The sequence below is a fragment of the Pseudoneobacillus rhizosphaerae genome, from assembly GCF_917563885.1.
Lineage (GTDB): Bacteria > Bacillota > Bacilli > Bacillales > Cytobacillaceae > Pseudoneobacillus > Pseudoneobacillus rhizosphaerae.
In genome coordinates this window covers 134,770-158,474 of record NZ_CAKJTG010000005.1, presented here as the reverse complement: position 1 = coordinate 158,474, position 23,705 = coordinate 134,770, and the positions used below count along the sequence as shown (strand labels likewise).

Annotated in this window: 24 protein-coding genes; all 24 read left to right on the top strand. The window is 37.0% G+C overall.

Translation table 11 applies throughout. The features are described from left to right. The first annotated feature begins 7 nt into the window (after positions 1–7). The 24 genes from fabD (at position 8) to hslV (ending at position 23,691) form a co-directional block, all read left to right on the top strand. Positions 8–955, top strand: a complete 948-nt coding sequence (fabD, locus tag LRP83_RS05665) for an ACP S-malonyltransferase (protein ID WP_230495707.1) — start codon at positions 8–10, stop codon at positions 953–955. Beyond that, positions 952–1,695 carry a 3-oxoacyl-[acyl-carrier-protein] reductase gene (gene fabG / locus LRP83_RS05660; RefSeq protein WP_230495706.1) on the top strand — a complete coding sequence of 248 codons (744 nt, stop codon included), beginning with the start codon at positions 952–954 and terminating at the stop codon, positions 1,693–1,695. The genes fabD and fabG overlap by 4 nt, the downstream gene beginning before the upstream one ends. Positions 1,696–1,894: 199 nt before the next feature. Continuing rightward, positions 1,895–2,128, top strand: a complete 234-nt coding sequence (acpP, locus tag LRP83_RS05655) for an acyl carrier protein (protein WP_230495705.1) — start codon at positions 1,895–1,897, stop codon at positions 2,126–2,128. Between the two features lie 118 nt (positions 2,129–2,246). Further along, positions 2,247–2,993 (top strand): ribonuclease III, encoded by a 747-nt coding sequence (gene rnc / locus LRP83_RS05650; RefSeq protein WP_230495795.1) that lies wholly within the window; start codon positions 2,247–2,249, stop codon positions 2,991–2,993. Positions 2,994–3,019: 26 nt separating this feature from the next. Beyond that, entirely contained in the window at positions 3,020–6,589 is a 3,570-nt protein-coding gene (gene smc / locus LRP83_RS05645; RefSeq protein ID WP_230495704.1) for a chromosome segregation protein SMC, read from the top strand. Between the two features lie 20 nt (positions 6,590–6,609). Then, positions 6,610–7,599 (top strand): signal recognition particle-docking protein FtsY, encoded by a 990-nt coding sequence (ftsY, locus tag LRP83_RS05640; protein ID WP_230495703.1) that lies wholly within the window; start codon positions 6,610–6,612, stop codon positions 7,597–7,599. Positions 7,600–7,755: 156 nt separating this feature from the next. Further along, a complete protein-coding gene (locus LRP83_RS05635; protein WP_230495702.1) occupies positions 7,756–8,088 on the top strand; it encodes a putative DNA-binding protein in 333 nt (110 codons plus the stop codon). A gap of 12 nt (positions 8,089–8,100) precedes the next feature. Beyond that, positions 8,101–9,453: a signal recognition particle protein gene (gene ffh / locus LRP83_RS05630; RefSeq protein WP_230495701.1), complete on the top strand. Its 1,353-nt coding sequence runs from the start codon at positions 8,101–8,103 to the stop codon at positions 9,451–9,453. A 142-nt stretch (positions 9,454–9,595) separates the two neighbouring features. Beyond that, positions 9,596–9,868, top strand: coding sequence for a 30S ribosomal protein S16 (gene rpsP, locus LRP83_RS05625; RefSeq protein WP_230495700.1), 273 nt, complete (start codon positions 9,596–9,598; stop codon positions 9,866–9,868). A 19-nt stretch (positions 9,869–9,887) separates the two neighbouring features. Then, positions 9,888–10,118, top strand: coding sequence for a KH domain-containing protein (locus tag LRP83_RS05620; protein ID WP_230495699.1), 231 nt, complete (start codon positions 9,888–9,890; stop codon positions 10,116–10,118). 213 nt (positions 10,119–10,331) lie between these two features. Further along, positions 10,332–10,715, top strand: coding sequence for a YlqD family protein (locus tag LRP83_RS05615; protein ID WP_230495698.1), 384 nt, complete (start codon positions 10,332–10,334; stop codon positions 10,713–10,715). A gap of 13 nt (positions 10,716–10,728) precedes the next feature. Further along, entirely contained in the window at positions 10,729–11,250 is a 522-nt protein-coding gene (rimM, locus tag LRP83_RS05610) for a ribosome maturation factor RimM (protein WP_230495697.1), read from the top strand. After that, positions 11,250–11,993 (top strand): tRNA (guanosine(37)-N1)-methyltransferase TrmD, encoded by a 744-nt coding sequence (gene trmD / locus LRP83_RS05605; protein ID WP_230495794.1) that lies wholly within the window; start codon positions 11,250–11,252, stop codon positions 11,991–11,993. The genes rimM and trmD overlap by 1 nt, the downstream gene beginning before the upstream one ends. A 118-nt stretch (positions 11,994–12,111) precedes the next feature. Then, positions 12,112–12,456: a 50S ribosomal protein L19 gene (gene rplS, locus LRP83_RS05600; RefSeq protein WP_160720849.1), complete on the top strand. Its 345-nt coding sequence runs from the start codon at positions 12,112–12,114 to the stop codon at positions 12,454–12,456. A gap of 299 nt (positions 12,457–12,755) precedes the next feature. Beyond that, entirely contained in the window at positions 12,756–13,307 is a 552-nt protein-coding gene (lepB, locus tag LRP83_RS05595; RefSeq protein WP_230495696.1) for a signal peptidase I, read from the top strand. A 23-nt stretch (positions 13,308–13,330) separates the two neighbouring features. Next, the gene (gene ylqF, locus LRP83_RS05590) at positions 13,331–14,200 is read left to right on the top strand and encodes a ribosome biogenesis GTPase YlqF (protein WP_230495695.1); all 870 of its coding nucleotides are present in this window, start codon (positions 13,331–13,333) and stop codon (positions 14,198–14,200) included. Positions 14,201–14,272: 72 nt separating this feature from the next. Further along, on the top strand, positions 14,273–15,076 hold the full coding sequence (gene rnhB, locus LRP83_RS05585; protein WP_230495694.1) for a ribonuclease HII: 804 nt from the start codon (positions 14,273–14,275) through the stop codon (positions 15,074–15,076). Between the two features lie 176 nt (positions 15,077–15,252). Continuing rightward, the gene (gene sucC / locus LRP83_RS05580) at positions 15,253–16,413 is read left to right on the top strand and encodes an ADP-forming succinate--CoA ligase subunit beta (RefSeq protein ID WP_230495693.1); all 1,161 of its coding nucleotides are present in this window, start codon (positions 15,253–15,255) and stop codon (positions 16,411–16,413) included. 22 nt (positions 16,414–16,435) lie between these two features. Continuing rightward, complete coding sequence (sucD, locus tag LRP83_RS05575) at positions 16,436–17,338, top strand: succinate--CoA ligase subunit alpha (RefSeq protein WP_230495692.1); 903 nt, start codon at positions 16,436–16,438, stop codon at positions 17,336–17,338. Between the two features lie 77 nt (positions 17,339–17,415). Next, positions 17,416–18,288: a DNA-processing protein DprA gene (dprA, locus tag LRP83_RS05570; protein ID WP_230495691.1), complete on the top strand. Its 873-nt coding sequence runs from the start codon at positions 17,416–17,418 to the stop codon at positions 18,286–18,288. Between the two features lie 276 nt (positions 18,289–18,564). Beyond that, on the top strand, positions 18,565–20,640 hold the full coding sequence (gene topA / locus LRP83_RS05565; RefSeq protein WP_230495690.1) for a type I DNA topoisomerase: 2,076 nt from the start codon (positions 18,565–18,567) through the stop codon (positions 20,638–20,640). A gap of 184 nt (positions 20,641–20,824) precedes the next feature. Beyond that, positions 20,825–22,132, top strand: coding sequence for an FADH(2)-oxidizing methylenetetrahydrofolate--tRNA-(uracil(54)-C(5))-methyltransferase TrmFO (gene trmFO, locus LRP83_RS05560; protein ID WP_230495689.1), 1,308 nt, complete (start codon positions 20,825–20,827; stop codon positions 22,130–22,132). Between the two features lie 61 nt (positions 22,133–22,193). Beyond that, positions 22,194–23,096 (top strand): tyrosine recombinase XerC, encoded by a 903-nt coding sequence (xerC, locus tag LRP83_RS05555; protein WP_230495688.1) that lies wholly within the window; start codon positions 22,194–22,196, stop codon positions 23,094–23,096. A 52-nt stretch (positions 23,097–23,148) separates the two neighbouring features. Beyond that, on the top strand, positions 23,149–23,691 hold the full coding sequence (gene hslV, locus LRP83_RS05550) for an ATP-dependent protease subunit HslV (RefSeq protein WP_230495687.1): 543 nt from the start codon (positions 23,149–23,151) through the stop codon (positions 23,689–23,691). The last annotated feature ends 14 nt before the right edge of the window (positions 23,692–23,705 follow it).

Sequence of the window (23,705 nt, the reverse complement as noted above, 5' to 3'; positions counted from 1 at the left end):
TGTTGTTATGGGGAAAATTGCATTTATTTTTCCGGGGCAAGGGTCCCAGACAGTAGGGATGGGACAAAAATTAGCAGAAAATAATGAAAAGAGTGCGGCTTATTTTAAGGTAGCAGATGAGACTCTTCATACTTCACTATCTTCATTGATCTTTAATGGGCCACAGGAGGAATTAACACTTACTATTAATGCACAGCCAGCTTTGTTAACGACTAGTATCGCGATACTTGAATACTTTCGTGAATCAAACATACAAGCAGATTATGTCGCTGGACATAGTTTAGGTGAATATTCTGCCCTTGTTGCAGCTGGAGCATTTACCTTTGAAGAAGCTGTGTATGCGGTTCGTAAAAGGGGAGAATTTATGGAAGCGGCTGTTCCAAACAAAGAAGGTACTATGGCTGCCATTCTTGGATTGGACCGTGAACCATTAGCAGAAGTTACAGAAAAGATAACCGAGGAAGGGTTTCCTGTTCAATTAGCCAATTTAAATTGTCCTGGGCAAATCGTTATTTCTGGATCTAGAAAAGGAGTAGAACTTGCATCCGAAAAGGCAAAGGAAGTTGGTGCTAAACGCGCACTCCCTCTTGACGTTAGCGGTCCATTCCATTCCTCCTTAATGAAGCCAGCAGCTGAAAAATTTAAAGATGTATTAAACGGAATGAACATCGTTGAGGCGAAAATTCCTGTCATTGCTAATGTAATGGCTGAGCCAATAACAGATGCGGATATGATTAAAGAAAAATTAGTAGAACAATTGTACTCACCTGTTCAATGGGAGGATTCTGTTCGAAAAATGATTGAATTAGGTGTCGAAACCTTTATCGAAATTGGACCAGGGAAGGTTTTATCTGGATTAGTGAAAAAAATCGATAAAACCGTTAAAACCTATGCTATTTCAGATATAGAAAGCGCTCATGCAGCTATTGAAGCCTTAAAGGAGGAAACACGATGAAATTAGAAGGAAAAGTTGCCCTTGTTACAGGTGCATCTCGTGGGATTGGTAGAGAAATTGCCCTTGAATTAGCTAGACTTGGAGCAAACGTGGCAGTAAACTACTCTGGTAGTGAGGCTAAGGCAAATGAAGTAGTTGACCTTATAAAAGAAATGGGACGAGATGCATTTTCTGTACAATGTGATGTATCGAATTCCGAAGACGTTACTTCAATGGTAAAGGAAACGATCGAGCGTTTCGGTAAATTAGATATTTTGGTTAACAACGCTGGGATTACAAGAGATAATTTATTAATGCGGATGAAGGATGATGAATGGGATGATGTTATTAACATCAACTTGAAGGGTGTTTTCCTCACTACTAAAGCGGTAACTCGTCAAATGATGAAACAACGTTCTGGTCGCATTATTAATATTGCCTCTATTGTTGGTGTTAGTGGTAATCCAGGTCAAGCGAACTACGTTGCAGCTAAAGCTGGAGTCATTGGTTTAACAAAAACGACGGCAAAGGAATTAGCATCACGTAATATTACTGTAAACGCAATCGCTCCTGGTTTTATTACAACTGATATGACCGATAAATTGACTGATGAAGTAAAAGCTGAGATGTTAAAGGTAATTCCGTTGGCGCGCTTTGGAGAAGCAAAAAACATTGCAACAGTAGTATCCTTCTTAGCTTCAGAAGATAGTGCCTATATGACTGGACAAACACTTCATGTAGATGGTGGTATGGTAATGTGATAACGAAAAGCGGAAGCGGCTCGAACAGCCCCGACAAGCATAAGTCGCTCCAATATAGAAGGTGCTTTTTCCTTCTATATTGGAGTGGCTTATGACCTCGAGGGGCTAGCCGCTGGAGCTGGACAATTCGAAAACGCAAAACCAGACTTTATTCTTTTAGAAAAATCTACTATAATGGCTTGAGGGGAGGTGAACGAGCATGGCAGAGGTTTTAGAAAGAGTAACAAAGGTGATTGTAGACCGTTTAGGCGTTGAAGAATCACAAGTGAAATTAGAAGCTTCATTCAAGGAAGACCTAGGTGCAGATTCCCTAGATGTAGTTGAACTTGTAATGGAATTAGAAGATGAGTTCGATATGGAAATTTCTGACGATGATGCTGCTTCAATCGGTACAGTCGGTGACGCTGTAACTTACATACAAAGCAAACTGTAATCGTTAGACTTCATGTAAGCTCCGTTTATTGAACGGAGCTTTATTCTATTTCGAATTGCCTTTTTCATTAGGTTTTTTTAAAATTGTTTTTATGGAATCAGAAAGTAAGGTGAGCAGAATGCGTAAAAATGGTAGGGATTTTCTATCAAAAAGCTCAAAGGATCAGTTATTTAAACAATTTCAGGCACAAATTGCAATTCAATTTTCAAATGAAAAATTATTAAAGCAAGCATTTACTCATTCATCCTATGTGAATGAGCATCGCAGAAAGCCCTTTGAAGATAATGAGCGGCTTGAGTTTTTGGGTGACGCTGTATTAGAGTTAACGGTTTCACAATTCCTTTATAAAAAGTACGCGACGATGAGTGAGGGTGAATTAACTAAGTTAAGAGCAGCTATTGTGTGTGAGCCATCTCTTGTCGCCTTCGCAAACGAGCTTTCATTTGGTCAGTTGATTCTTCTTGGAAAAGGAGAAGAAATGACTGGTGGGAGGGAAAGACCTGCCCTATTAGCGGATGTTTTTGAAGCTTTTATTGGAGCACTTTATTTAGATAAAGGAATTGAAACGGTAATTGAATTTTTAGAACAAAACGTTTACCCCAAAATTAATGCCGGTGCTTTTTCTCATGTGATGGATTTTAAAAGTCAACTTCAAGAGTTAGTCCAACGAGATGGGATGGGGACGCTTGAATATCAAATTCTTCAAGAAATCGGTCCAGCACATAATCGTGAATTTGTGTCTCAAGTCGCATTAAATGGTAAGGAACTTGGAATCGGTACGGGACGATCAAAAAAAGAGGCTGAACAACATGCTGCCCAAATGGCTCTACAAAAATTAAAAACAAAAGATCATAACAATAGCTAATATATTTTTGGGGAAGGAGGAACGGTATGTTTTTAAAACGATTGGAAGTCGTTGGCTTTAAATCGTTCGCAGAACGAAGTGTGGTTGAATTTGTACCAGGAGTCACTGCCGTTGTTGGTCCAAATGGTAGTGGGAAGAGCAATATTACAGATGCAATTCGTTGGGTTTTAGGAGAACAATCAGCTAAGTCACTCCGCGGTGGAAAGATGGAGGACATCATTTTTGCAGGTAGTGATTCAAGAAAATCTTTAAATTTTGCTGAAGTAACCTTGACGCTAAATAATGAAGACCACACCTTACCAATTGAGTATAGTGAAGTTAGTGTTACTAGACGTGTATTCCGGTCTGGTGACAGTGAATATTTAATTAATAGACAGCCTAGTCGTTTAAAGGACATCGTTGATTTATTTATGGATTCTGGGTTAGGCCGTGAAGCCTTTTCAATTATTAGTCAGGGCAGAGTAGAAGAAATCCTAAATAGTAAAGCAGAAGAGCGGCGTACGATATTTGAAGAAGCTGCAGGTGTCTTAAAATATAAAACTAGAAAGAAAAAGGCAGAAGGTAAATTAACAGAAACACAAGAAAATTTAAATCGTGTCCAAGACATTTTATATGAGCTAGAAGGTCAAGTGGAACCGTTAAAAATACAAGCTTCTATGGCAAGGGAATTTTTAGACAAAAAGGACGAATTAGAAAAATATGAAGTTGCTTTGACTGTCTATGAAATAGAAGAAATACATTTGACCTGGCAAACTCTAACAAAGCAATTTGAACAGCATAAAAACGATGAGGTCAAGCTTGCCGAAGAACTTCAAAATAAGGAAATGCAAAACCAGGAAATACGAGACCAAATCAGTACACTTGATTTGTCGATAACAGAATTACAATCTATCTTGCTTCATTCTAGTGAAGAACTTGAGAAGCTTGAGGGACGAAAAGAAGTATTAAAGGAACGGAAGAAAAATGCTTCTCAAAATAGGTTTCAACTTGAAATGAACATTTTAGAGTTTTCAGAAAAACTGGAGCTTTTAAATCAGCAAAAAGCAGAGCAGGAAAGTATTGTGCTTAACCTTGAAAAAGAAGCACAAAGTTTACTTAATCGTTTGAACGAAAATAGAGAACAATTTAAGTTATTCAGTGAAAACATTGAAGAAAAAATTGAAATCTTAAAAAGTGAATATATAGATAAGCTCAATGATCAAGCGAGCTCTAAAAATGAAATTAAAAATATTATCCAACAGTTAGAGCAACAAAGTAAAAGAACATCAAAGCTTGCTGCTGATAACGAAAAATATTTAGCTGAACGTGAAGTAATTGAAGAAAATAAACGTAAACTTCATTCGTCAATAATTAATATCCAAAAAGAAGTTGAAGAGCAGGTTCTCTCGTTTCGAGATAGTAAAAAAAAGTTGGAGTCATTAAAACAAAGTTATCAAAACCTAGAAAAGACTCTGTACCAAGCTTATCAATTCCTTCAGCAAGCAAAATCACGTAAAGAAATGCTCGAAGAAATGGAAGATGATTTTTCTGGATTCTTCCAAGGTGTAAAAGAAGTATTAAAAGCTAGAGGTAATAAGCTTACAGGGATCGAGGGTGCGATTGCTGAATTGATTCAGGTGCCAAAGGAATATGAATTGGCGATTGAAACGGCTTTAGGTGGAGCCATGCAGCATATTGTAGTTGAGAATGAAGAAAGTGGTAGATTGGCTATCCAATTTTTAAAAAAGAATTCGTACGGAAGGGCCACCTTTTTACCTTTAACTATCATCAAAGGAAAATCACTTTCGAGCACACAGCTTCAAATGATTAAAGGGCACTCCTCCTTTGTTGGGATATCGACAGACCTAATTCAATATAATTCAAGGATTGAAGAAGTTATTTTAAATCTATTAGGAACTGTTGTGATTACAAGGGATCTAAAAGGAGCAAATGAAATCGCGAAACTTCTTCAATATCGCGCTCGTCTAGTTACCTTAGATGGTGATATTGTTAATCCTGGTGGATCTATGACTGGCGGGGCGTTGAAACAAAAATCATCCTCTCTGTTATCTCGAAAAGGTGAATTAGAAGATTTAAAGAAAAAATTAATTGAAATGAATGATAAAACCACATCACTTGAACATCAAGTGAAAAAGTTAAAGCAGGATATAGAAATTAACGAGCAGCGTTTAGAAGCACAAAGGAAAAACGGTGAACAACTTCGTTTAAAAGAACAAACCATTAAGGGGAACCTTCGAGAATTTGAAGTGGAAGAAAAGAACATTAATGAACGGCTATCTTCCTACGATATTGAAATGAGACAATTTTCAGAAGAAAAGAGTTTGCTACAAAGTAGAAAAGATCAATTAGAAACTAAGTTAATGAATAATGAGCTCGAAATATCACAATTAGATCAACAAATCGATCACTTGAACGAACAACGGACAACCGAAAAAACATCAAAAGAAACTTTAGTAGAAGTCATTAATGATTTAAAGGTTTCCTATGCAGCTATTAATGAACAATTTACTCATTCTAAGGAAAGATTACAATTAATAGATTCCCAATTAATCGAAAATAATGAGAAGTTAACAACATATACGGAAGATTTGGAAATATTAAATTCTGAAATGACGAATAGCCATTCAGGTGAAGAACAATTAGAATTGGCTGCTAAGAAAAAGCTACAAGATAAGAATGAAACCATTAATCTAATCTCCCTTCGAAGGGAAAAGCGTCATCATTTAAATGGCAGTTTGGAAGAGGTTGAACTTGAGGTTAAAGAGTTAAAACGACTTCACAGGGGACTTGTCGAGGCATTAAAGGATGAAGAAGTGAAGTTGAATCGCCTTGATGTTGAATTAGAAAATAAGTTTGCGCATCTTCGTGAGGAATATTTGCTTTCGTTTGAGAGTGCAAAAGAGCAATATCCACTAAAAATCCCTATTGAGGATGCACGTAAAAAGGTAAAATTAATTAAGCTTGCAATTCTTGAGCTTGGTACCGTTAATTTAGGTGCCATTGATGAATATGATCGTGTATCGGAGAGATATGAATTTCTTTTGGAACAGAAAACGGACCTTCAGGAAGCAAAGGATACCTTGTTTCAAGTCATTGATGAAATGGATGAGGAAATGAAAAGGCGTTTTTCGCAAACTTTTGAATGTATTCGTACTCATTTTGAACCCGTCTTCCAAGTGCTTTTTGGAGGTGGACATGCAGAATTAAAGCTTACAAATCCTGATGATTTACTGAACACAGGTGTCGAAATCATTGCTCAACCACCAGGGAAAAAACTTCAAAATTTAGGGCTTTTATCCGGTGGTGAAAGAGCATTAACTGCTATTGCATTACTTTTTGCAATATTAAAGGTTCGACCTGTGCCTTTTTGTGTATTAGATGAAGTCGAAGCAGCACTTGATGATGCTAATGTCTTCAGATTTAGTCAATACCTAAAACGGTACAGCATCGAAAATCAATTTATAGTCATCACTCATCGCAAAGGAACGATGGAAGGTGCAGACGTATTATACGGTGTAACGATGCAAGAATCAGGTGTTTCCAAACTAGTTTCAGTTAGATTAGAAGATTCAAAAGAATTAATTCAAGTAGAGTAATTTTAAAGGTGAGTGATAAGATGAGTTTTTTTAAAAAGTTAAAAGAAAAAATTACAAAACAAACCGATACAGTTACAGAGAAATTTAAAGAAGGTTTAACAAAAACTAGAGACAACTTTTCTAGTAAGGTTAATGAACTAGTCGCTAGATATCGGAAAGTGGATGAAGAGTTTTTTGAAGAATTAGAGGAAATACTTATTCAAGCTGATGTAGGTTTTGATACAGTGATGCAGCTAATTGATGAATTAAAAATGGAAGTAAAACGTAAAAATATCCAAGATTCTAAAGATATTCAAAGCGTGATTTCTGAGAAATTGGTTGAAATCTATAGAGAAGCTGACGAAACTTCAACTGAAATTAACATTCAAGAAAATGCATTAACTGTTATTCTGTTTGTTGGCGTAAATGGTGTAGGTAAGACGACAACCATTGGTAAATTAGCTCACAAATATAAATCAGAAGGTAAAACTGTACTATTGGCTGCAGGTGATACCTTCCGAGCAGGGGCGATCGAGCAACTTGAAGTTTGGGGAGACCGTGTAGGGGTTGAGGTCATTAAACAAGCAGCAGGCTCTGATCCAGCTGCCGTAATGTTTGATGCGGTCCATTCAGCTAAAGCTCGTAATGCAGATATACTTCTATGTGATACGGCGGGAAGATTGCAAAATAAAGTTAACCTGATGAAAGAGCTTGAAAAGGTAAAAAAAGTGATTGAGCGAGAAGTTCCAGGTGCCCCACATGAAGTGCTACTTGTTTTAGATGCAACAACTGGCCAAAATGCATTAATTCAAGCAAAAACCTTCAAAGAAGCAACAAATGTATCAGGGATTGTTCTTTCAAAGTTAGATGGAACGGCAAAGGGTGGAATCGTTTTAGCAATAAGAAATGAACTGAAAATACCAGTAAAACTAGTAGGTCTTGGTGAAAAGATGGATGACCTTCAAGAATTTGATGCTGAGAAATATGTTTATGGATTATTTTCAGAATTAATTGACCAGGAAGAGGCATAATTCCCGGACTATCGCACTTTGTCTGATCTAGCTGCAGCGCCTTGATAAAGGCGCTGCAGCTTTTCTTGCTGTAAAGATATAATCTTGACACTCTGATAAATGTTAGTGTAAACTATGTATTGTAAAGGCTATTCACTTAACAAGGGGGAGGCTCGCATGCTTGAAAAGACAACTCGAATGAATTATTTGTATGATTTTTATCATTCGTTGTTAACACCGAAGCAGCAAAGCTATATGTCTCTCTACTATTTAGATGACTATTCACTTGGGGAAATCGCTGAAGAGTATAGTGTTAGTCGTCAAGCAGTATATGATAACATCAAGCGAACCGAGACGATGTTAGAAGAGTATGAAGAAAAGCTACTGTTATTTCAAAAATTTCAAGATAGAAACAAGCTAATTCATGCGCTAAAAGAGTTATCAGCTATGGAAAATCTCTCTCGTTCAGCTATAATTCATGCAGTTTCTGAACTCGAGAAATTAGATTAGGAGGCGGCGTTGATGGCATTTGAAGGATTAGCCGACCGACTGCAAAATACAATTAACAAAATTCGCGGTAAAGGCAAAGTTAATGAAGCAGACGTAAAAGAAATGATGCGTGAAGTTCGCTTAGCTTTACTTGAGGCTGACGTGAATTTTAAGGTTGTCAAGGATTTTGTCAAAAAAGTAAGTGAAAGAGCAGTAGGGCAAGAAGTACTCAAAAGCTTAACACCAGGTCAACAAATTGTTAAGGTTGTTCAAGAAGAACTAACTGAGTTAATGGGTGGAGAGAACAGCAAAATTGCCTCTGCACATCGTCCGCCGACTGTAATTATGATGGTTGGTTTACAAGGTGCGGGTAAAACTACAACCTCCGGTAAATTAGCAAATCTTATACGTAAAAAATATAACCGTAATCCCTTGCTAGTTGCTGCTGATATTTATCGTCCAGCTGCCATTAAACAGCTAGAGACTCTCGGGAAACAACTTAATATGCCAGTCTTCTCGCTTGGGGATCAGGTTAGTCCTGTCGAAATAGCTAAACAAGCAATTATTAAGGCTAAAGAAGATCATAACGATTACGTATTAATTGATACAGCGGGTCGTCTTCACGTCGATGAAAATTTAATGGATGAATTAAAAAACATTAAAGAATTGACAAAGCCTGATGAAATCTTTCTAGTCGTAGATGCTATGACTGGACAAGATGCAGTAAACGTTGCCCAAAGCTTTAATGAACAATTGGGTCTTACTGGTGTTGTGTTAACTAAATTAGATGGTGATACCCGTGGTGGGGCTGCATTATCGATTCGAGCAGTCACAAATACACCAATTAAATTTGTCGGTCTAGGCGAAAAAATGGATGCTATAGAGCCATTTCACCCAGAACGAATGGCTTCCCGTATTCTCGGTATGGGGGATGTCTTAACTTTAATTGAAAAAGCCCAGGCATCAGTGGATGAAGAGAAGGCTAAGGATCTTGAGCAAAAAATGAGAACTGCTTCCTTTACTCTTGACGATTTTCTAGAGCAATTAGGGCAAGTTCGAAAACTCGGACCATTAGATGAAATCTTGAAAATGATGCCAGGCGCAAATAAAATTAAAGGGCTAAACAATGTTCAAGTAGACGAAAAGCAAATTGCTCACGTTGAAGCCATCATTCAATCGATGACGAAGGCGGAAAAAATCCATCCGGAAATCATTAATGGTAATCGTAAGAAACGAATTGCAAAAGGTAGCGGTCGTTCCGTAACGGAAATTAACCGCCTCTTAAAGCAATTTGAAGATATGAAAAAAATGATGAAACAAATGACGGGTATGCAACAAAAAGGCAAGAAAAAAGGCGGGTTTAAACTACCTTTCAAACCTTTTTAAGCAAAAAAACGTTTGTAGCTTATCGTTATATCTGGACAATTTTTAAGTAAAAATTGGATGTAAAGAAAAAACACTTTACAAACTAATATTATTTCTGTTATTATTCTATCTTGTGTGAAACTATTCGGAGGTGCTTATTAAAATGGCAGTTAAAATTCGTTTAAAGCGTATGGGAGCAAAAAAGACTCCTTTCTATCGTATCGTAGTAGCAGATTCTCGTTCTCCTCGTGACGGACGTTACATTGAAGTAGTAGGAACTTACAACCCAGTTGCACAACCTGCTACAGTTCAAATCAATGAAGAATTAGTTCTTAAATGGCTACAAGATGGTGCAAAACCATCTGATACAGTTCGTAACCTTTTCTCTAAAGAAGGCATCATGGAAAAATTCCATAATGCTAAAAACTCTAAGTAATTAAAGGAAACCTAGACATATGAAACAGTTAATCGAAACGATTGTTAAGCCCCTTGTAGATCATCCAGAAGATGTTCAAGTGAATGTCGTAGAAGAGGATTTTCGCGTAACCTACCAGCTTTCTGTCAACAAGAATGACATGGGAAAAGTAATTGGAAAGCAAGGGCGTGTTGCAAAGGCGATACGAACTGTTGTCTATGCGGCAGGAACCTCACAGCAAAAGAAAATATTCTTAGAGATCAACGAGTAATGCCAAAAAAAGGAGGGGAAACCCTTCTTTTTTTTACATAAAAAATAAAATGAAATCTAGCTGCAGCGCCTAGCCCCTCGAGGGAAAAATAAAGAAAATTTTCCCTGGGTCATAAGCCAATCCCTGAATGAAGGCAAAAAACGCCTTCCTTCAGAGCTTGTCTTATGCTTGTCGGGGCTGACCAAGGCGCTTTCGCTTTTTGTAGGTGCCTTTATGAAAATTCTTCAGTCAGTCGTGGTAAAACAAGTATTAACTGAGAACAGTAAAAAAGAACTCCTCAATAACTTTGAGTCAAATTTATATAGGCTTCGGAAAGAATGTGAACAGCTTCAATTCGAACAGAAAAGACTGGAAAAGAATAGTAAATTGCTCGTGAAAGACATTCGAAGTCAATTTGAAAATGAACTAAAAAAACGAAACGAAAAAATGAATATGATCAGTTTTCAAATTGACCAGCTTAACCATTTGGAGTTAGGTAGTGAAATAAAAGAAAAGGAAGTCCAAGCAATTATTGACGTCCAAGTCGGGGATTGCTGGAATAAAATTAACCAAGCGGAAATTGTCATTAAAGATGGAATTGTCCAAGAAATTCGCTAGAGGTGATCATTGAATGATAAATTGGTTTAATGTTGGAAAAGTAGTAAATACACATGGAATAAAAGGTGAAATTCGTGTCATTTCAAGTACGGATTTTGCAGATGAACGTTATAAAATTGGGAATACGTTATTTTTATTTATGGATGGAAAAAAGGATCCTTTAGAACTGAAGGTAGCAAGTCATCGAAATCATAAAAATTTTGATTTACTTACGTTTGAAGGTCACCAGGATATTAATGTAGTTGAGAAGTTTAAGGGAGGGATTCTTAAAATCCCTGAAAGCCAATTGAACCCTCTTGAAGACGAAAATGAATTTTATTTTCACGAGATTATTGGCTGCGAGGTTTATACCATTAGTGGAGAGGAAATCGGTAAGATTAAAGAAATCCTGACGCCTGGTGCAAACGATGTTTGGGTAATTAAAGGTAAAGGTGGTAAGGAAATTCTTATTCCTTTCATTGAGCCTGTGGTCAAACAAATTGACGTGAAAAACAAAAAGATTTTGATTGAACCGATGGAAGGTCTTCTTGCATGATGAAGATTGATGTTTTAACCTTATTTCCCGAGATGTTTGAAGGTGTGCTCGGACATTCTATTTTAAAAAAAGCTGCAGAAAAAAAAGCTGTTCACTATAATGTTATAAATTTCAGGGAGTTCTCAGATAATAAACATCAGACCGTTGATGATTATCCATACGGTGGGGGAGCAGGTATGGTATTAAAACCTCAACCAATTTTTGATGCTGTTAAAGCAATCAATAACAATAATGAGGAGAAAAAAAGCCGTGTAATCTTACTCTGTCCTCAAGGAGAACGCTTAAATCAGAAAAAAGCTGAGGAGTTAGCCAAGGAAGAACATCTTATCTTTATTTGTGGTCATTATGAGGGCTATGATGAGAGAATACGCGAGCATTTAGTGACGGATGAGATTTCTATCGGTGATTATGTGCTTACTGGTGGAGAGCTTGGAGCAATGGTTATCATCGACAGTGTTGTTCGACTTCTACCTGAAGTTCTTGGTAATGAAGAATCACACCAAAAGGACTCCTTCAGTACGGGATTATTAGAGCACCCACATTATACACGACCGGCTGACTTTCGGGGGATGAAGGTTCCCGAGGTTATCATTTCTGGAAATCATAAAAATATTGAAGAATGGCGTGCAAAGGAATCTCTTCGCCGAACTCTTACTAGAAGACCAGACCTGCTTAAGGAAATAGATCTTACTAAAGAACAGGTAAAATGGTTAGAAGAAATTCAAAAAAATATTGATAATTAATTGTCCTTATGGTAAGATACTATTTGTGACTTGGGCGTATCTTTGTCTATGTCTGTATCTAGATGTTCCGCTGCAAGTAAATTCGTGTAAGAGCATCTGTTGAGAGGAGTTGAAAACGATGCAACAATTAATTAAAGAAATCACACAAGAACAACTTCGCACTGATCTTCCTGCTTTCCGTCCTGGAGACACTGTACGTGTACACGTAAAGGTTGTCGAGGGTACTCGTGAGCGTATTCAGTTGTTTGAAGGTGTAGTGATTAAGCGTCGTGGTGGTGGCATCAGCGAAACTTTCACAGTACGTAAAGTTTCTTACGGTGTAGGCGTTGAGCGTACATTCCCTGTACACACACCAAAAATCGCGAAGCTAGAAGTAATTCGTCGTGGTAAAGTTCGCCGTGCGAAGCTATACTACCTACGTAATCTTCGTGGTAAAAAAGCGCGTATTAAAGAAATTCGATAATTATTCAAAAAGAGAGGCTTGTTTAACAAGCCTTTTTTTTATAGAGTTTATTTGAGTTTTTTTAATAAGACTGTTTTCGCAAAGATAATAGTTTTTCGAACTTAGTCTAAACCCTTACATATTAATGTTTCGAGGCATCTTTTCGTAATTTTAATAAATTTTTGTGCTTTACTGTAGTTTTTTATTTTATTTGAGTAATATTAGCAACAAAGTTTACGAAAAGAGCCTTTATTTAAATGTCTCATTGTTTACAAAATAAGTATTAATTGAAATTTTAATCTTAGAATGGTGGGAAAACGATGACAAAGAAAAAGAGTGAGATATGGGAGTGGACAAAAGCACTTGTTATCGCGGTAGCGCTTGCGGCGGTTATTCGTTATTTCTTTTTTGCTCCAATAGTTGTGGATGGCTTGTCCATGATGCCAACACTTCATGATCAAGATAGGATGATTGTAAACAAACTTAACTACAAAATAGGAGAGCCTAAACGTTTTGATATCATTGTTTTTCATGCACCCGAAAATAAGGACTACATAAAAAGAATTATCGGCCTTCCAGGTGACACAGTGGAATACAAGGATGATACACTGTACATAAATGGGAGACCATATGAAGAGCCTTACTTAGATGAATACAAAAAACAGGTCATAGATGGGCCATTAACAGACCCGTTTACATTAGAAGAAAAGATTGGCGAAAAAACGGTACCTGAAGGGCATTTATTTGTAATGGGGGACAATCGCCGATTTAGTAAAGATAGTCGTCATATTGGGGCTGTATCTATGGAGAAGGTACTTGGAAACACAAGTATTGTGTATTGGCCACCAGAAGATTTTCATATCGTAAAATAGACGTTTTAGGAGGTGACTGTTCTATGACAATTCAATGGTTTCCAGGTCATATGGCCAAGGCTCGTAGAGAGGTCACGGAAAAGCTAAAGCTTGTTGATATCATTTTTGAACTGTTAGATGCCCGGATTCCATTATCCTCGAGAAATCCGATGATTGATGAAATTACACAACATAAACCACGCTTAGTGTTATTAAATAAAGCGGATATGGCAGATGTAAGAATCACAAATGAGTGGATCAAATATTTTGCTGAAAAAGGGATTAAAGCTCTACCGATTAATTCTCATGCTGGTGAAGGTATGCAATCCATCGTTTCCGCTGCTAAAGAAATTTTACAAGAAAAGTTCGACCGGATGAAGGCGAAGGGTATAGTGAAACCAAGAGCTATTCGGGCGATGATTGTTGGGATTCCTAACGTAGGAAAGTCAACACTTATTAATCGCTTAGCCAAAAAGAACATTGCTAAAACAGGGAATACTCCCGGGGTAACAAAGGCCCAACAATGGATTAAGGTTGGGAAAGAGTTAGAATTATTAGATACTCCCGGAATCTTGTGGCCAAAGTTTGAAGACCAAGAGGTAGGGTTGAAATTAGCGGTTACAGGTGCTATTAAGGACACTATTTTAAATCTGGAGCAGCTTGCTGTTTACTCCTTAAGAATGCTTGAAAAACGTTATCCAAAATCGTTAGAAGAACGGTACAAGCTTAAGGAGATTCCTGATGACTTAGTTCAGCTATATGAACATATTGGGAAATTACGTGGTTGTTTAGCTAGCGGTGGACTTGTCGACTATGATAAGGTTTCAGAATTAGTCGTTCGAGAAATGCGCTCAGAAAAATTTGGACGGGTGTCATTAGAAAGTCCAAGTGATATACTTATAGTTGAAGAATAATAAGTCCTCGTGAAGAGGGCTTTTATTTTTGCAACGATACGCTTGTAATAGATTAATTAGGAGAAACTTATCATGTCTACTAAAACCATACTTGAAGTTGAGCAGATATTAAAAGAAATAAAGTCGAATGATCATCCATTGATAAACGAGCTGAGGAAGGATAATCGAAAGGGAGTTATCCATCTATTAACACGCTGGGAGAAAAAGATTGAGCTTGAGAAACAAGCGATGGAAAAATTTCTAGAAATGAATCATTATGAAAATAAATATCGAAGTAGTGGTAAAGAATGGATTGCTGGTGTTGATGAAGTAGGAAGGGGACCGTTAGCAGGACCTGTAGTGGCAGCAGCAGTAATTTTACCAAATGATTTTTATTTAAGTGGAATAGATGATTCTAAAAAACTTTCTGAGAAAAAAAGAGATGAATATTATCAGGTCATTCAAGAAAAAGCAAAAGCAATTGGGATAGGCATTATTGAGACCGAGGTTATCGATAATATTAATATTTACGAGGCTACAAAAAAGGCAATGAACATCGCTATACATGGACTTAATAGACATCCAGATGTACTGCTCATAGACGCTATGAAGCTACATACGCCGTATCTAGAGGAGTCAATTATTAAAGGTGATGCGAAAAGTATTTCAATAGCAGCAGCCTCCATAGTTGCTAAAGTGACAAGAGATAGAATGATGAAAGAATATGCTTCCAAGTATCCAGAGTATCAATTTCAAAACAATATGGGATATGGGACGAAAGATCATTTAGAAGCAATTGAAAAGTTTGGAATCACTCCCATTCATAGAAAAAGCTTTTCCCCAATTAAGGAGCTACTGCTTGATGAAGGAAATTTATTTGCTTTTTTAGAAAAATAAATAACTAATGAAGGTTTACTGTTGACCTAGTAATAATCATGATTGAATGGAATACTATATTGAGAAATTTCCTAAGAAAGATAATTTTTTGAGCTTTAAGGTAGACAAGGTATGTGTCATTATATAAAATTAAAACGCAGTAATTTTTTTGAACAGTTTGATTAGGAGGATGGGAAATGAATATCCATGAGTATCAAGGGAAAGAAATCCTCAGACAGTACGGGGTTCTAGTTCCGAACGGTAAAGTGGCATTCACAGTTGAAGAGGCTGTAGAAGCTGCGAAAGAGCTTGGCACACAAATTTCTGTTGTGAAGGCTCAAATTCACGCTGGTGGAAGGGGTAAGGCTGGCGGTGTTAAGGTTGCTAAAAATCTTGATGATGTTCGTACATATGCAACTGAAATTTTAGGGAAAACACTTGTTACACATCAAACAGGACCAGAAGGTAAGGAAGTAAAGCGCTTACTTATCGAGGAAGGTTGCGATATCAAAAAAGAATACTATATTGGTTTAGTACTTGATCGTGCAACTTCTAGAGTTGTATTAATGGCTTCAGAAGAGGGCGGAACTGAGATTGAAGAAGTGGCAGAAGCTACTCCTGAAAAAATCTTTAAAGAAGTAGTTGATCCTGTAGTAGGTTTAACTGCATACCAAGCTAGACGTATTGCTTTTAATATCAACATCCCGAAAGAGCTAGTTGGACAAGCTGTTAAATTTATGATGGGTCTTTACACTGCATTTGTTGAAAAGGATTGCTCTATTGCTGAGATTAACCCGCTAGTTGTAACGGGTGATGGAAAAGTAATGGCATTAGATGCTAAGTTAAACTTTGATGCTAATGCGTTATACCGTCATAAAGATATTTTAGCTTTACGTGATTTAGATGAAGAAGATGCAAAAGAAATCGAAGCTTCTAAATTTGATTTAAGCTATATTTCATTAGATGGAAATATTGGTTGTATGGTTAATGGTGCTGGATTAGCAATGGCTACTATGGACATTGTAAAGCATTATGGCGGCGACCCGGCTAACTTCCTTGACGTTGGGGGCGGCGCTACAGCAGAGAAAGTAACAGAAGCGTTCAAAATCATCCTATCAGATCCAAACGTAAAAGGTATTTTTGTTAATATCTTTGGTGGAATTATGAAGTGTGACGTAATTGCTACTGGTGTTGTAGAAGCAGCGAAGCAAGTGGGCTTATCTGTACCTCTAGTTGTTCGTTTAGAAGGAACAAACGTTGATTTAGGAAAGCAAATTTTAAACGAATCTGGCCTAAATATTATTGCTGCTGAATCAATGGCAGACGGTGCACAGAAGATTGTTTCATTAGTGAAATAGGATTTCGAAAGGAGAATTTGGCGTGAGCGTATTTATTAATAAAGATACAAAAGTCATTGTTCAAGGTATCACGGGTTCTACAGCCCTATTCCATACAAAACAAATGCTAGAGTACGGTACTCAAATCGTTGGTGGTGTTACTCCAGGTAAAGGTGGTACTGAAGTTGAAGGAGTACCTGTTTTTAACACGCTGGAAGAAGCAGTTAAAGTAACAGGTGCAAATGCTTCTGTCATCTATGTTCCAGCAGCTTTCGCTGCAGATGCAATTTTAGAGGCTGTAGATGCTGAACTTGATATTGCTATATGTATTACAGAGCATATCCCTGTTTTAGACATGGTTAAAGTGAAGCGTTATATGGAAGGTAAGAAAACGCGTCTTGTTGGACCAAACTGCCCAGGTGTTATTACTCCTGATGAGTGTAAAATTGGTATTATGCCTGGTTACATCCATACAAAAGGACATGTTGGGGTTGTGTCTCGTTCTGGGACATTAACTTATGAAGCGGTTCATCAATTAACTCAAGCTGGTATTGGTCAATCTACAGCAGTAGGTATTGGTGGAGATCCTGTAAATGGAACAGACTTTATCGATGTGTTAAAAGCATTCAATGAAGACCCAGAAACATATGCTGTCATCATGATTGGTGAAATCGGTGGAACAGCTGAAGAAGAGGCTGCTGAGTGGGTAAAAGCTAACATGACTAAGCCAGTAGTAGGCTTTATTGGCGGACGTACAGCACCTCCAGGGAAGCGTATGGGCCATGCTGGTGCGATTATCTCTGGTGGTAAAGGTACAGCAGACGAAAAAATCCGCGTAATGAACGAATGTGGAATTAAAGTTGCTGACACTCCATCTGTAATGGGCGTTACATTAATTGAAGCATTGAAAGAAAATGGATTATACGAAAAGTGTAAAACACACTAAAATCTAACATCACGAATTAACATAGTCCCCTCTAAATTAAGAGGGGCTATTTCTATATTTTTTGGAGGGATTTCTATATGGACGATTTCAGAAAAAAGCTTATTTATCTTTGTCATTTTCCAGGCATAACCTGGAAGGAGATATTCAATACACTTAAACGGGATCCCATGCTGTTGAATATCTCCCATCAATATCCTCGACAATTATCACTCTCCCTTTCGACAAACCAACCATCATCTAATTTCTATTTGTATGAGTACTTTCCTGATTATCTGCACGATAAAATCAACCAATATCCTAACAATGGAATAGAAGTGATCACCTATTTTGATGATTGTTATCCACTACTGTTAAAGGAAATATTCCAACCACCCTGGTGTTTATTCCTTAAGGGGAAATCCTCACTACTTAATAAGACTAGGAAGCTAGCAATCGTTGGTGCGCGACAAGCTACTACCTACGGGAAAAATGTCATTGATTATATTCTTCCCCCATTATTAGCTCATGATATCTTAATTGTAAGTGGACTAGCTAATGGAATAGATACTTTAGCACATAGGGCTACAATAAATAATGGTGGAGATACTATCGCAGTTATAGCGGGAGGCTTTAATCATATTTATCCACAGGAAAATGAATTATTAGCCCAGAGACTCGCTAGTGAACATTTAATTTTATCTGAATATCCTCCTGATACGAGACCAACAAAATGGCAATTCCCCGCCAGAAACCGAATAATAAGTGGACTTTGTGAAGGCACTATCATTGTAGAGGCTAAAAGAAAAAGTGGTTCCCTTATTACGGCCAATTACGCTTTACAAGAAGGTAGGGAAGTATTTGCCGTACCAGGGAGTATTTTTGGTCCCTCTTCTGTAGGGACAAATGATTTAATCCAACAAGGTGCTAAGTTAGTGATGTCTGGGGAGGATATCCTAACAGAATTAAGATGAAAAATGTTTAAGTTTGAATAGGCTAGTAAGCAGAATAATTTCTAAAAAAAGGTGAAAATATCGATTATTTTCGTTGTTTTAAAAGAATCTTTTGGAAAAAGGTTGAAAAAATTTCAGTTATGGCATACATTTTGCAAGATAAGTAGACAAAAAGAAAACGTTTTCTTCACATGAATTCTTTTTTAAAAAACTTAAGAAGTTGTTAGAAATTTGACAATGACTGTTTACTTCGTTAATAATAATGGATATTTTAATACCTCTAAGGAGGACTAATGGATGTCGGAGTTTTTAGTAATCGTGGAGTCGCCCGCAAAAGCGAAAACGATTGAAAGGTATTTAGGAAAAAAATATAAAGTAAAGGCTTCCATGGGACATTTAATTGATTTACCTAAAAGTCAAATGGGGGTAAATATAGAAGGCAACTATGAGCCCAAATATATTACCATTCGTGGTAAAGGGCCAATTTTAAAAGAATTAAAAATGGCTGCCAAAAAGGCCAAAAAAATCTACCTGGCAGCCGACCCGGATCGCGAAGGAGAGGCAATTGCTTGGCACTTAGCCCAAAGCTTAGCCATTGATGTAACATCAGATTGTCGAGTAGTATTTAATGAGATTACAAAAGATGCAATTAAAGAATCCTTTAAGCATCCAAGACCAATCAATATGGATTTAGTTGATGCACAACAAGCAAGACGTATCCTTGACAGATTGGTTGGTTACAATATAAGTCCTTTGTTATGGAAGAAAGTTAAGAAGGGTTTAAGTGCAGGGCGCGTTCAATCTGTTGCTGTACGACTTATCATTGACCGTGAAAATGAAATTAATAGCTTTAATCCAGAAGAATATTGGACCATTGATGGAGATTTTCTAAAAGGAATTGAATCCTTTGAAGCAAGCTTTTTTGGTGTTGGTGGAAAAAAAGTTGAGTTAAACTCTGAAGTTGAAGTTGGCGAAATTTTCAAACAAATGAAAGGGAATAAGTTTGTCGTTCAATCTGTTACTAAAAAGGAGCGAAAACGGAATCCTGCGCCACCTTTTACAACCTCGTCTCTACAGCAAGAAGCTGCCAGGAAATTAAATTTTCGGGCCAAAAAGACAATGATGCTTGCGCAACAGCTCTATGAAGGAATTGAACTTGGTAAAGAAGGTACAGTAGGTTTAATTACTTATATGAGAACCGATTCTACTCGAGTCTCAGAGGTTGCTCAAACAGAAGCTAACCAATACATTGAAACAACCTTTGGTAGTGAGTATTTACTTGAGACTCTTCGAAAGGAAAAGAAACAAACAAATTCTCAGGATGCTCATGAAGCAGTAAGACCTACAAGTACATTAAGAACTCCTCAATCCATGAAGGAATTTTTGTCAAGGGATCAACTCCGATTATATAAGCTCATTTGGGAGAGATTTATTGCCAGTCAAATGGCTTCAGCAGTGATGGATACGATGAGTGTAGATTTAAAGAACGGAGAAGTAATTTTTAGAGCAAATGGGTCTAAGATTAAGTTTCCAGGATTTATGAAGGTATATGTTGAGGGAACGGACGATCAAACAGAAGATCGCGATAAAATGTTACCTAATCTGATAGTCGGCGACGAGGTTATTAAAAAGGACATTGAGCCGAAACAGCATTTTACCCAGCCGCCACCACGGTACACAGAAGCTAGACTGGTAAAAACGCTTGAAGAACTTGGTATAGGTCGACCTTCTACCTTTGCGCCGACTTTAGATACCATTCAAAAACGTGGATATGTCGCTCTAGATAATAAACGGTTTATTCCAACTGAATTAGGGGAAATTATCCACCAATTAATCCTCGAATTTTTCCCGGAAATTATCGATGTTGCATTTACTGTGAAAATGGAACAAGGACTAGATGATATCGAAGATGGAAAGATAAATTGGGTAAAAATTATTGATGATTTTTATAGAGATTTTGAAATTCATTTACAAAAAGCCGAAAAAGAAATGGCAGAGGTAGAAATTAAAGACGAACCAGCTGGTGAAGATTGTGAAGAATGTAAAAGTCCAATGGTGTTTAAAATGGGACGGTACGGAAAATTCATGGCATGTAGCAATTTCCCAGACTGTCGAAATACAAAGCCAATTGTAAAAGAAATTGGAGTAAAATGTCCAAAGTGTGAGAATGGAAATATTATTGAACGAAAAAGTAAAAAACGCCGAATTTTTTACGGTTGTGATCAATTTCCTGGCTGTGACTTTTTATCTTGGGATAAACCAATTGCTAGAGCTTGTCCAAAATGTGAAAGTCTCTTAGTTGAAAAGAAATTGAAAAAAGGCGTTCAAGTTCAGTGTATGGAGTGCGATTATAAAGAGGAACCGCAAAGCTAAGGGTGAGTTTAAACTCACTCTTTTTGATTTTTTAATAGAAATCGAGCCTTTTAACTTTTTTATTTAGACTCGGTATTGTACAATGCAAAATGGATATGATTGTGGATAGATAAATAAAAAATAAATAATAATGAATCAAGAATATAGTAAAAGAGAGTTTTTTCTCTATCAGGAGGATCTATACATGAGTGAACATTATGTAAATGTAATTGGAGCTGGGTTGGCTGGAAGTGAGGCTGCTTGGCAAATTGCCAAAAGAGGGATAAACGTAAATTTATACGAAATGCGTCCTGTTAAACAAACACCTGCCCATCATACTGATAAATTTGCAGAATTAGTATGTAGTAATTCGCTACGGGCGAATACTTTAACGAATGCTGTTGGTGTTTTAAAAGAAGAAATGAGGAAGCTTGACTCTGTTATTATTCGTTCAGCTGATGCTTGTGCGGTACCTGCCGGAGGCGCATTAGCAGTTGACCGACACGAATTTGCTGCACTTGTAACAGAGCGAGTAAAAAACCATCCTAATGTCACTGTTATTAATGAAGAGGTGAAGGAGATTCCAGAAGGGCCAACTATCATCGCAACTGGACCTTTAACAAGCGAGGCACTTTCTTCAAGCCTCCGTAATATTACAGGTGAGGATTATTTGTATTTTTATGATGCTGCTGCACCTATAATCGAGAAAGATAGCATAAATATGGATAAGGTATACCTAAAATCACGGTATGATAAAGGGGAAGCCGCCTATTTAAATTGTCCAATGTCAGAAGAAGAGTTTAATCGATTTTATGAGGCTCTAATTGCAGCAGAAACTGTTCCTTTAAAGGAATTTGAAAAGGAGATTTTCTTTGAAGGATGTATGCCGATAGAAGTCATGGCGAGCAGAGGTAAAAAGACGATGTTATTTGGACCAATGAAACCAGTTGGTTTAGAAGACCCTCGTACTGGTAGAAGACCATATGCTGTTGTTCAGCTGAGACAAGATGATGCTGCAGGTACTCTTTATAATATTGTAGGTTTTCAGACACATTTAAAATGGGGTCCACAAAAGGAAGTTTTACAATTGATCCCTGGTTTAGAAAATGCAGAAATAGTTCGTTATGGTGTCATGCATCGAAATACATTTATTAACTCTCCGAAGGTATTAAATGCTACGTATCAATTTAGAGAGCGGCATGATTTATTTTTTGCTGGTCAAATGACAGGAGTAGAAGGGTATGTTGAATCAGCCGCAAGTGGTTTAGTTGCGGGGATTAATGCAGCGAGATTGGTGGAAGGAAAAGATACTCTAGAATTCCCTCATGAAACGGCAATTGGTAGTATGGCTCGTTACATAACTACTACAAATGCTAAAAACTTCCAGCCGATGAACGCTAACTTTGGGTTATTTACAGAACTACCTGAAAAAATCCGAGGGAAACAAGAAAGAAATGAACAACATGCAAATAGAGCATTGGAAACAATTCAGAACTTTGTGAAAAATTTGTAAAATCAATTGCAAGGGCTATTATTGTATGATACTATTTAATAGCCTTTGTGAGGTGAGAATAATGTTAAAAGATGTGAACGATTCTTTAAAGTTATTTATAGAATATTTACAAATTGAGAAAAATTGCTCAAAATATACAATTGAACATTACCACCATGATATCTGTGGATTTATTATGTTCATGTCTGAACAATCGATTGCATCCATTTCTGAAGTTCAATATTCGGATGCAAGACTTTATCTTACCAACCTATTCGAGAGGAAATTGGCAAGAAAAACGATTGCTAGGAGAATTTCTAGTTTGAGAAGTTTTTACAAGTTTCTGTTAAGAGAAGAATTAATTCAGGATAATCCTTTCGCACTTGTATCTATTCCTAAAATAGAGAAAAGACTTCCAGAATTTTTCTACGAAGAGGAACTAGAACAGTTATTTAAATCATGTGAGACAGTTACGCCAATTGGTCAAAGAAATAAAGCGCTGTTGGAATTACTTTATGCGACAGGTATTCGAGTAAGTGAGTGCTGTCAAATACGGATAAAAGATCTTGATTTTTCATTATCAACAATCTTGGTACATGGTAAAGGAAGTAAAGATAGGTATGTTCCATTTGGTAAACAAGCAAATGTAGCTTTAAAACAGTATATTCAAAATGGAAGATTAGAATTGCTAACAAATAAGCAATCACACGATGTTTTATTTGTTAATTATCGTGGTGGTCCTTTAACTGAAAGAGGAGTTCGAACTGTGTTAAATTCCATGTTTGAAAAATCTACGTTAAACGGCAAAATTCATCCACATATGCTGAGGCATTCATTTGCAACTCATTTATTAAATAATGGCGCTGATATGCGCTCTGTTCAGGAATTATTAGGTCATGCTTTTTTATCATCAACTCAGGTGTATACACATGTTAGTAACGAGTATTTAAGAAAGACATATATGAATCATCATCCCCGTGCGTAAATTGTTCCAATGATTTTTTACGTTTCAAGTAGCTTTAAGAGGAGGTTTATTAATGTCTCAATTTCATGCAACGACCATTTTTGGTATTCAGCATAAAGGTGAATGCGCCATGTCAGGCGATGGTCAAGTAACCTTTGGTAATGCAGTAGTGATGAAACACACAGCACGAAAGGTTAGAAAGTTGTTTAATGGGAAAGTAATTGCCGGTTTTGCAGGGTCTGTAGCGGATGCCTTTACGCTCTTTGAAATGTTTGAAGGAAAATTAGAAGAGTATAACGGTAATTTACAACGTGCCGCAGTAGAATTAGCTAAAGAATGGCGAAGTGATAAAGTATTAAGAAAATTAGAAGCCATGTTAATCGTTATGAATCATGAATATATGCTTTTAATATCTGGTACTGGGGAAGTAATAGAGCCAGATGATGGAGTTTTAGCCATAGGTTCAGGTGGGAATTATGCACTTGCTGCTGGTCGTAGCTTAAAGAAATACAGCGGAGATAATTTGACTGCAAAGGAAATTGCTCAAGCTGCTTTAGAAATTGCCGCGGAAATTTGCGTTTACACAAATGAAAATATTATCGTTGAAGAGCTCTAACCCGCAAAGGAGGA

Excerpts from the sequence above, each read along its gene's own strand:
- fabD (WP_230495707.1), top strand. The coding sequence starts at position 8 with ATGGGGAAAATTGCATTTATTTTTCCGGGGCAAGGGTCCCAGACAGTA.
- fabG (WP_230495706.1), top strand. The coding sequence starts at position 952 with ATGAAATTAGAAGGAAAAGTTGCCCTTGTTACAGGTGCATCTCGTGGG.
- acpP (WP_230495705.1), top strand. The coding sequence starts at position 1,895 with ATGGCAGAGGTTTTAGAAAGAGTAACAAAGGTGATTGTAGACCGTTTA.
- rnc (WP_230495795.1), top strand. The coding sequence starts at position 2,247 with ATGCGTAAAAATGGTAGGGATTTTCTATCAAAAAGCTCAAAGGATCAG.
- smc (WP_230495704.1), top strand. The coding sequence starts at position 3,020 with ATGTTTTTAAAACGATTGGAAGTCGTTGGCTTTAAATCGTTCGCAGAA.
- ftsY (WP_230495703.1), top strand. The coding sequence starts at position 6,610 with ATGAGTTTTTTTAAAAAGTTAAAAGAAAAAATTACAAAACAAACCGAT.
- LRP83_RS05635 (WP_230495702.1), top strand. The coding sequence starts at position 7,756 with ATGCTTGAAAAGACAACTCGAATGAATTATTTGTATGATTTTTATCAT.
- ffh (WP_230495701.1), top strand. The coding sequence starts at position 8,101 with ATGGCATTTGAAGGATTAGCCGACCGACTGCAAAATACAATTAACAAA.
- rpsP (WP_230495700.1), top strand. The coding sequence starts at position 9,596 with ATGGCAGTTAAAATTCGTTTAAAGCGTATGGGAGCAAAAAAGACTCCT.
- LRP83_RS05620 (WP_230495699.1), top strand. The coding sequence starts at position 9,888 with ATGAAACAGTTAATCGAAACGATTGTTAAGCCCCTTGTAGATCATCCA.
- LRP83_RS05615 (WP_230495698.1), top strand. The coding sequence starts at position 10,332 with ATGAAAATTCTTCAGTCAGTCGTGGTAAAACAAGTATTAACTGAGAAC.
- rimM (WP_230495697.1), top strand. The coding sequence starts at position 10,729 with ATGATAAATTGGTTTAATGTTGGAAAAGTAGTAAATACACATGGAATA.
- trmD (WP_230495794.1), top strand. The coding sequence starts at position 11,250 with ATGAAGATTGATGTTTTAACCTTATTTCCCGAGATGTTTGAAGGTGTG.
- rplS (WP_160720849.1), top strand. The coding sequence starts at position 12,112 with ATGCAACAATTAATTAAAGAAATCACACAAGAACAACTTCGCACTGAT.
- lepB (WP_230495696.1), top strand. The coding sequence starts at position 12,756 with ATGACAAAGAAAAAGAGTGAGATATGGGAGTGGACAAAAGCACTTGTT.
- ylqF (WP_230495695.1), top strand. The coding sequence starts at position 13,331 with ATGACAATTCAATGGTTTCCAGGTCATATGGCCAAGGCTCGTAGAGAG.
- rnhB (WP_230495694.1), top strand. The coding sequence starts at position 14,273 with ATGTCTACTAAAACCATACTTGAAGTTGAGCAGATATTAAAAGAAATA.
- sucC (WP_230495693.1), top strand. The coding sequence starts at position 15,253 with ATGAATATCCATGAGTATCAAGGGAAAGAAATCCTCAGACAGTACGGG.
- dprA (WP_230495691.1), top strand. The coding sequence starts at position 17,416 with ATGGACGATTTCAGAAAAAAGCTTATTTATCTTTGTCATTTTCCAGGC.
- topA (WP_230495690.1), top strand. The coding sequence starts at position 18,565 with ATGTCGGAGTTTTTAGTAATCGTGGAGTCGCCCGCAAAAGCGAAAACG.
- trmFO (WP_230495689.1), top strand. The coding sequence starts at position 20,825 with ATGAGTGAACATTATGTAAATGTAATTGGAGCTGGGTTGGCTGGAAGT.
- xerC (WP_230495688.1), top strand. The coding sequence starts at position 22,194 with ATGTTAAAAGATGTGAACGATTCTTTAAAGTTATTTATAGAATATTTA.
- hslV (WP_230495687.1), top strand. The coding sequence starts at position 23,149 with ATGTCTCAATTTCATGCAACGACCATTTTTGGTATTCAGCATAAAGGT.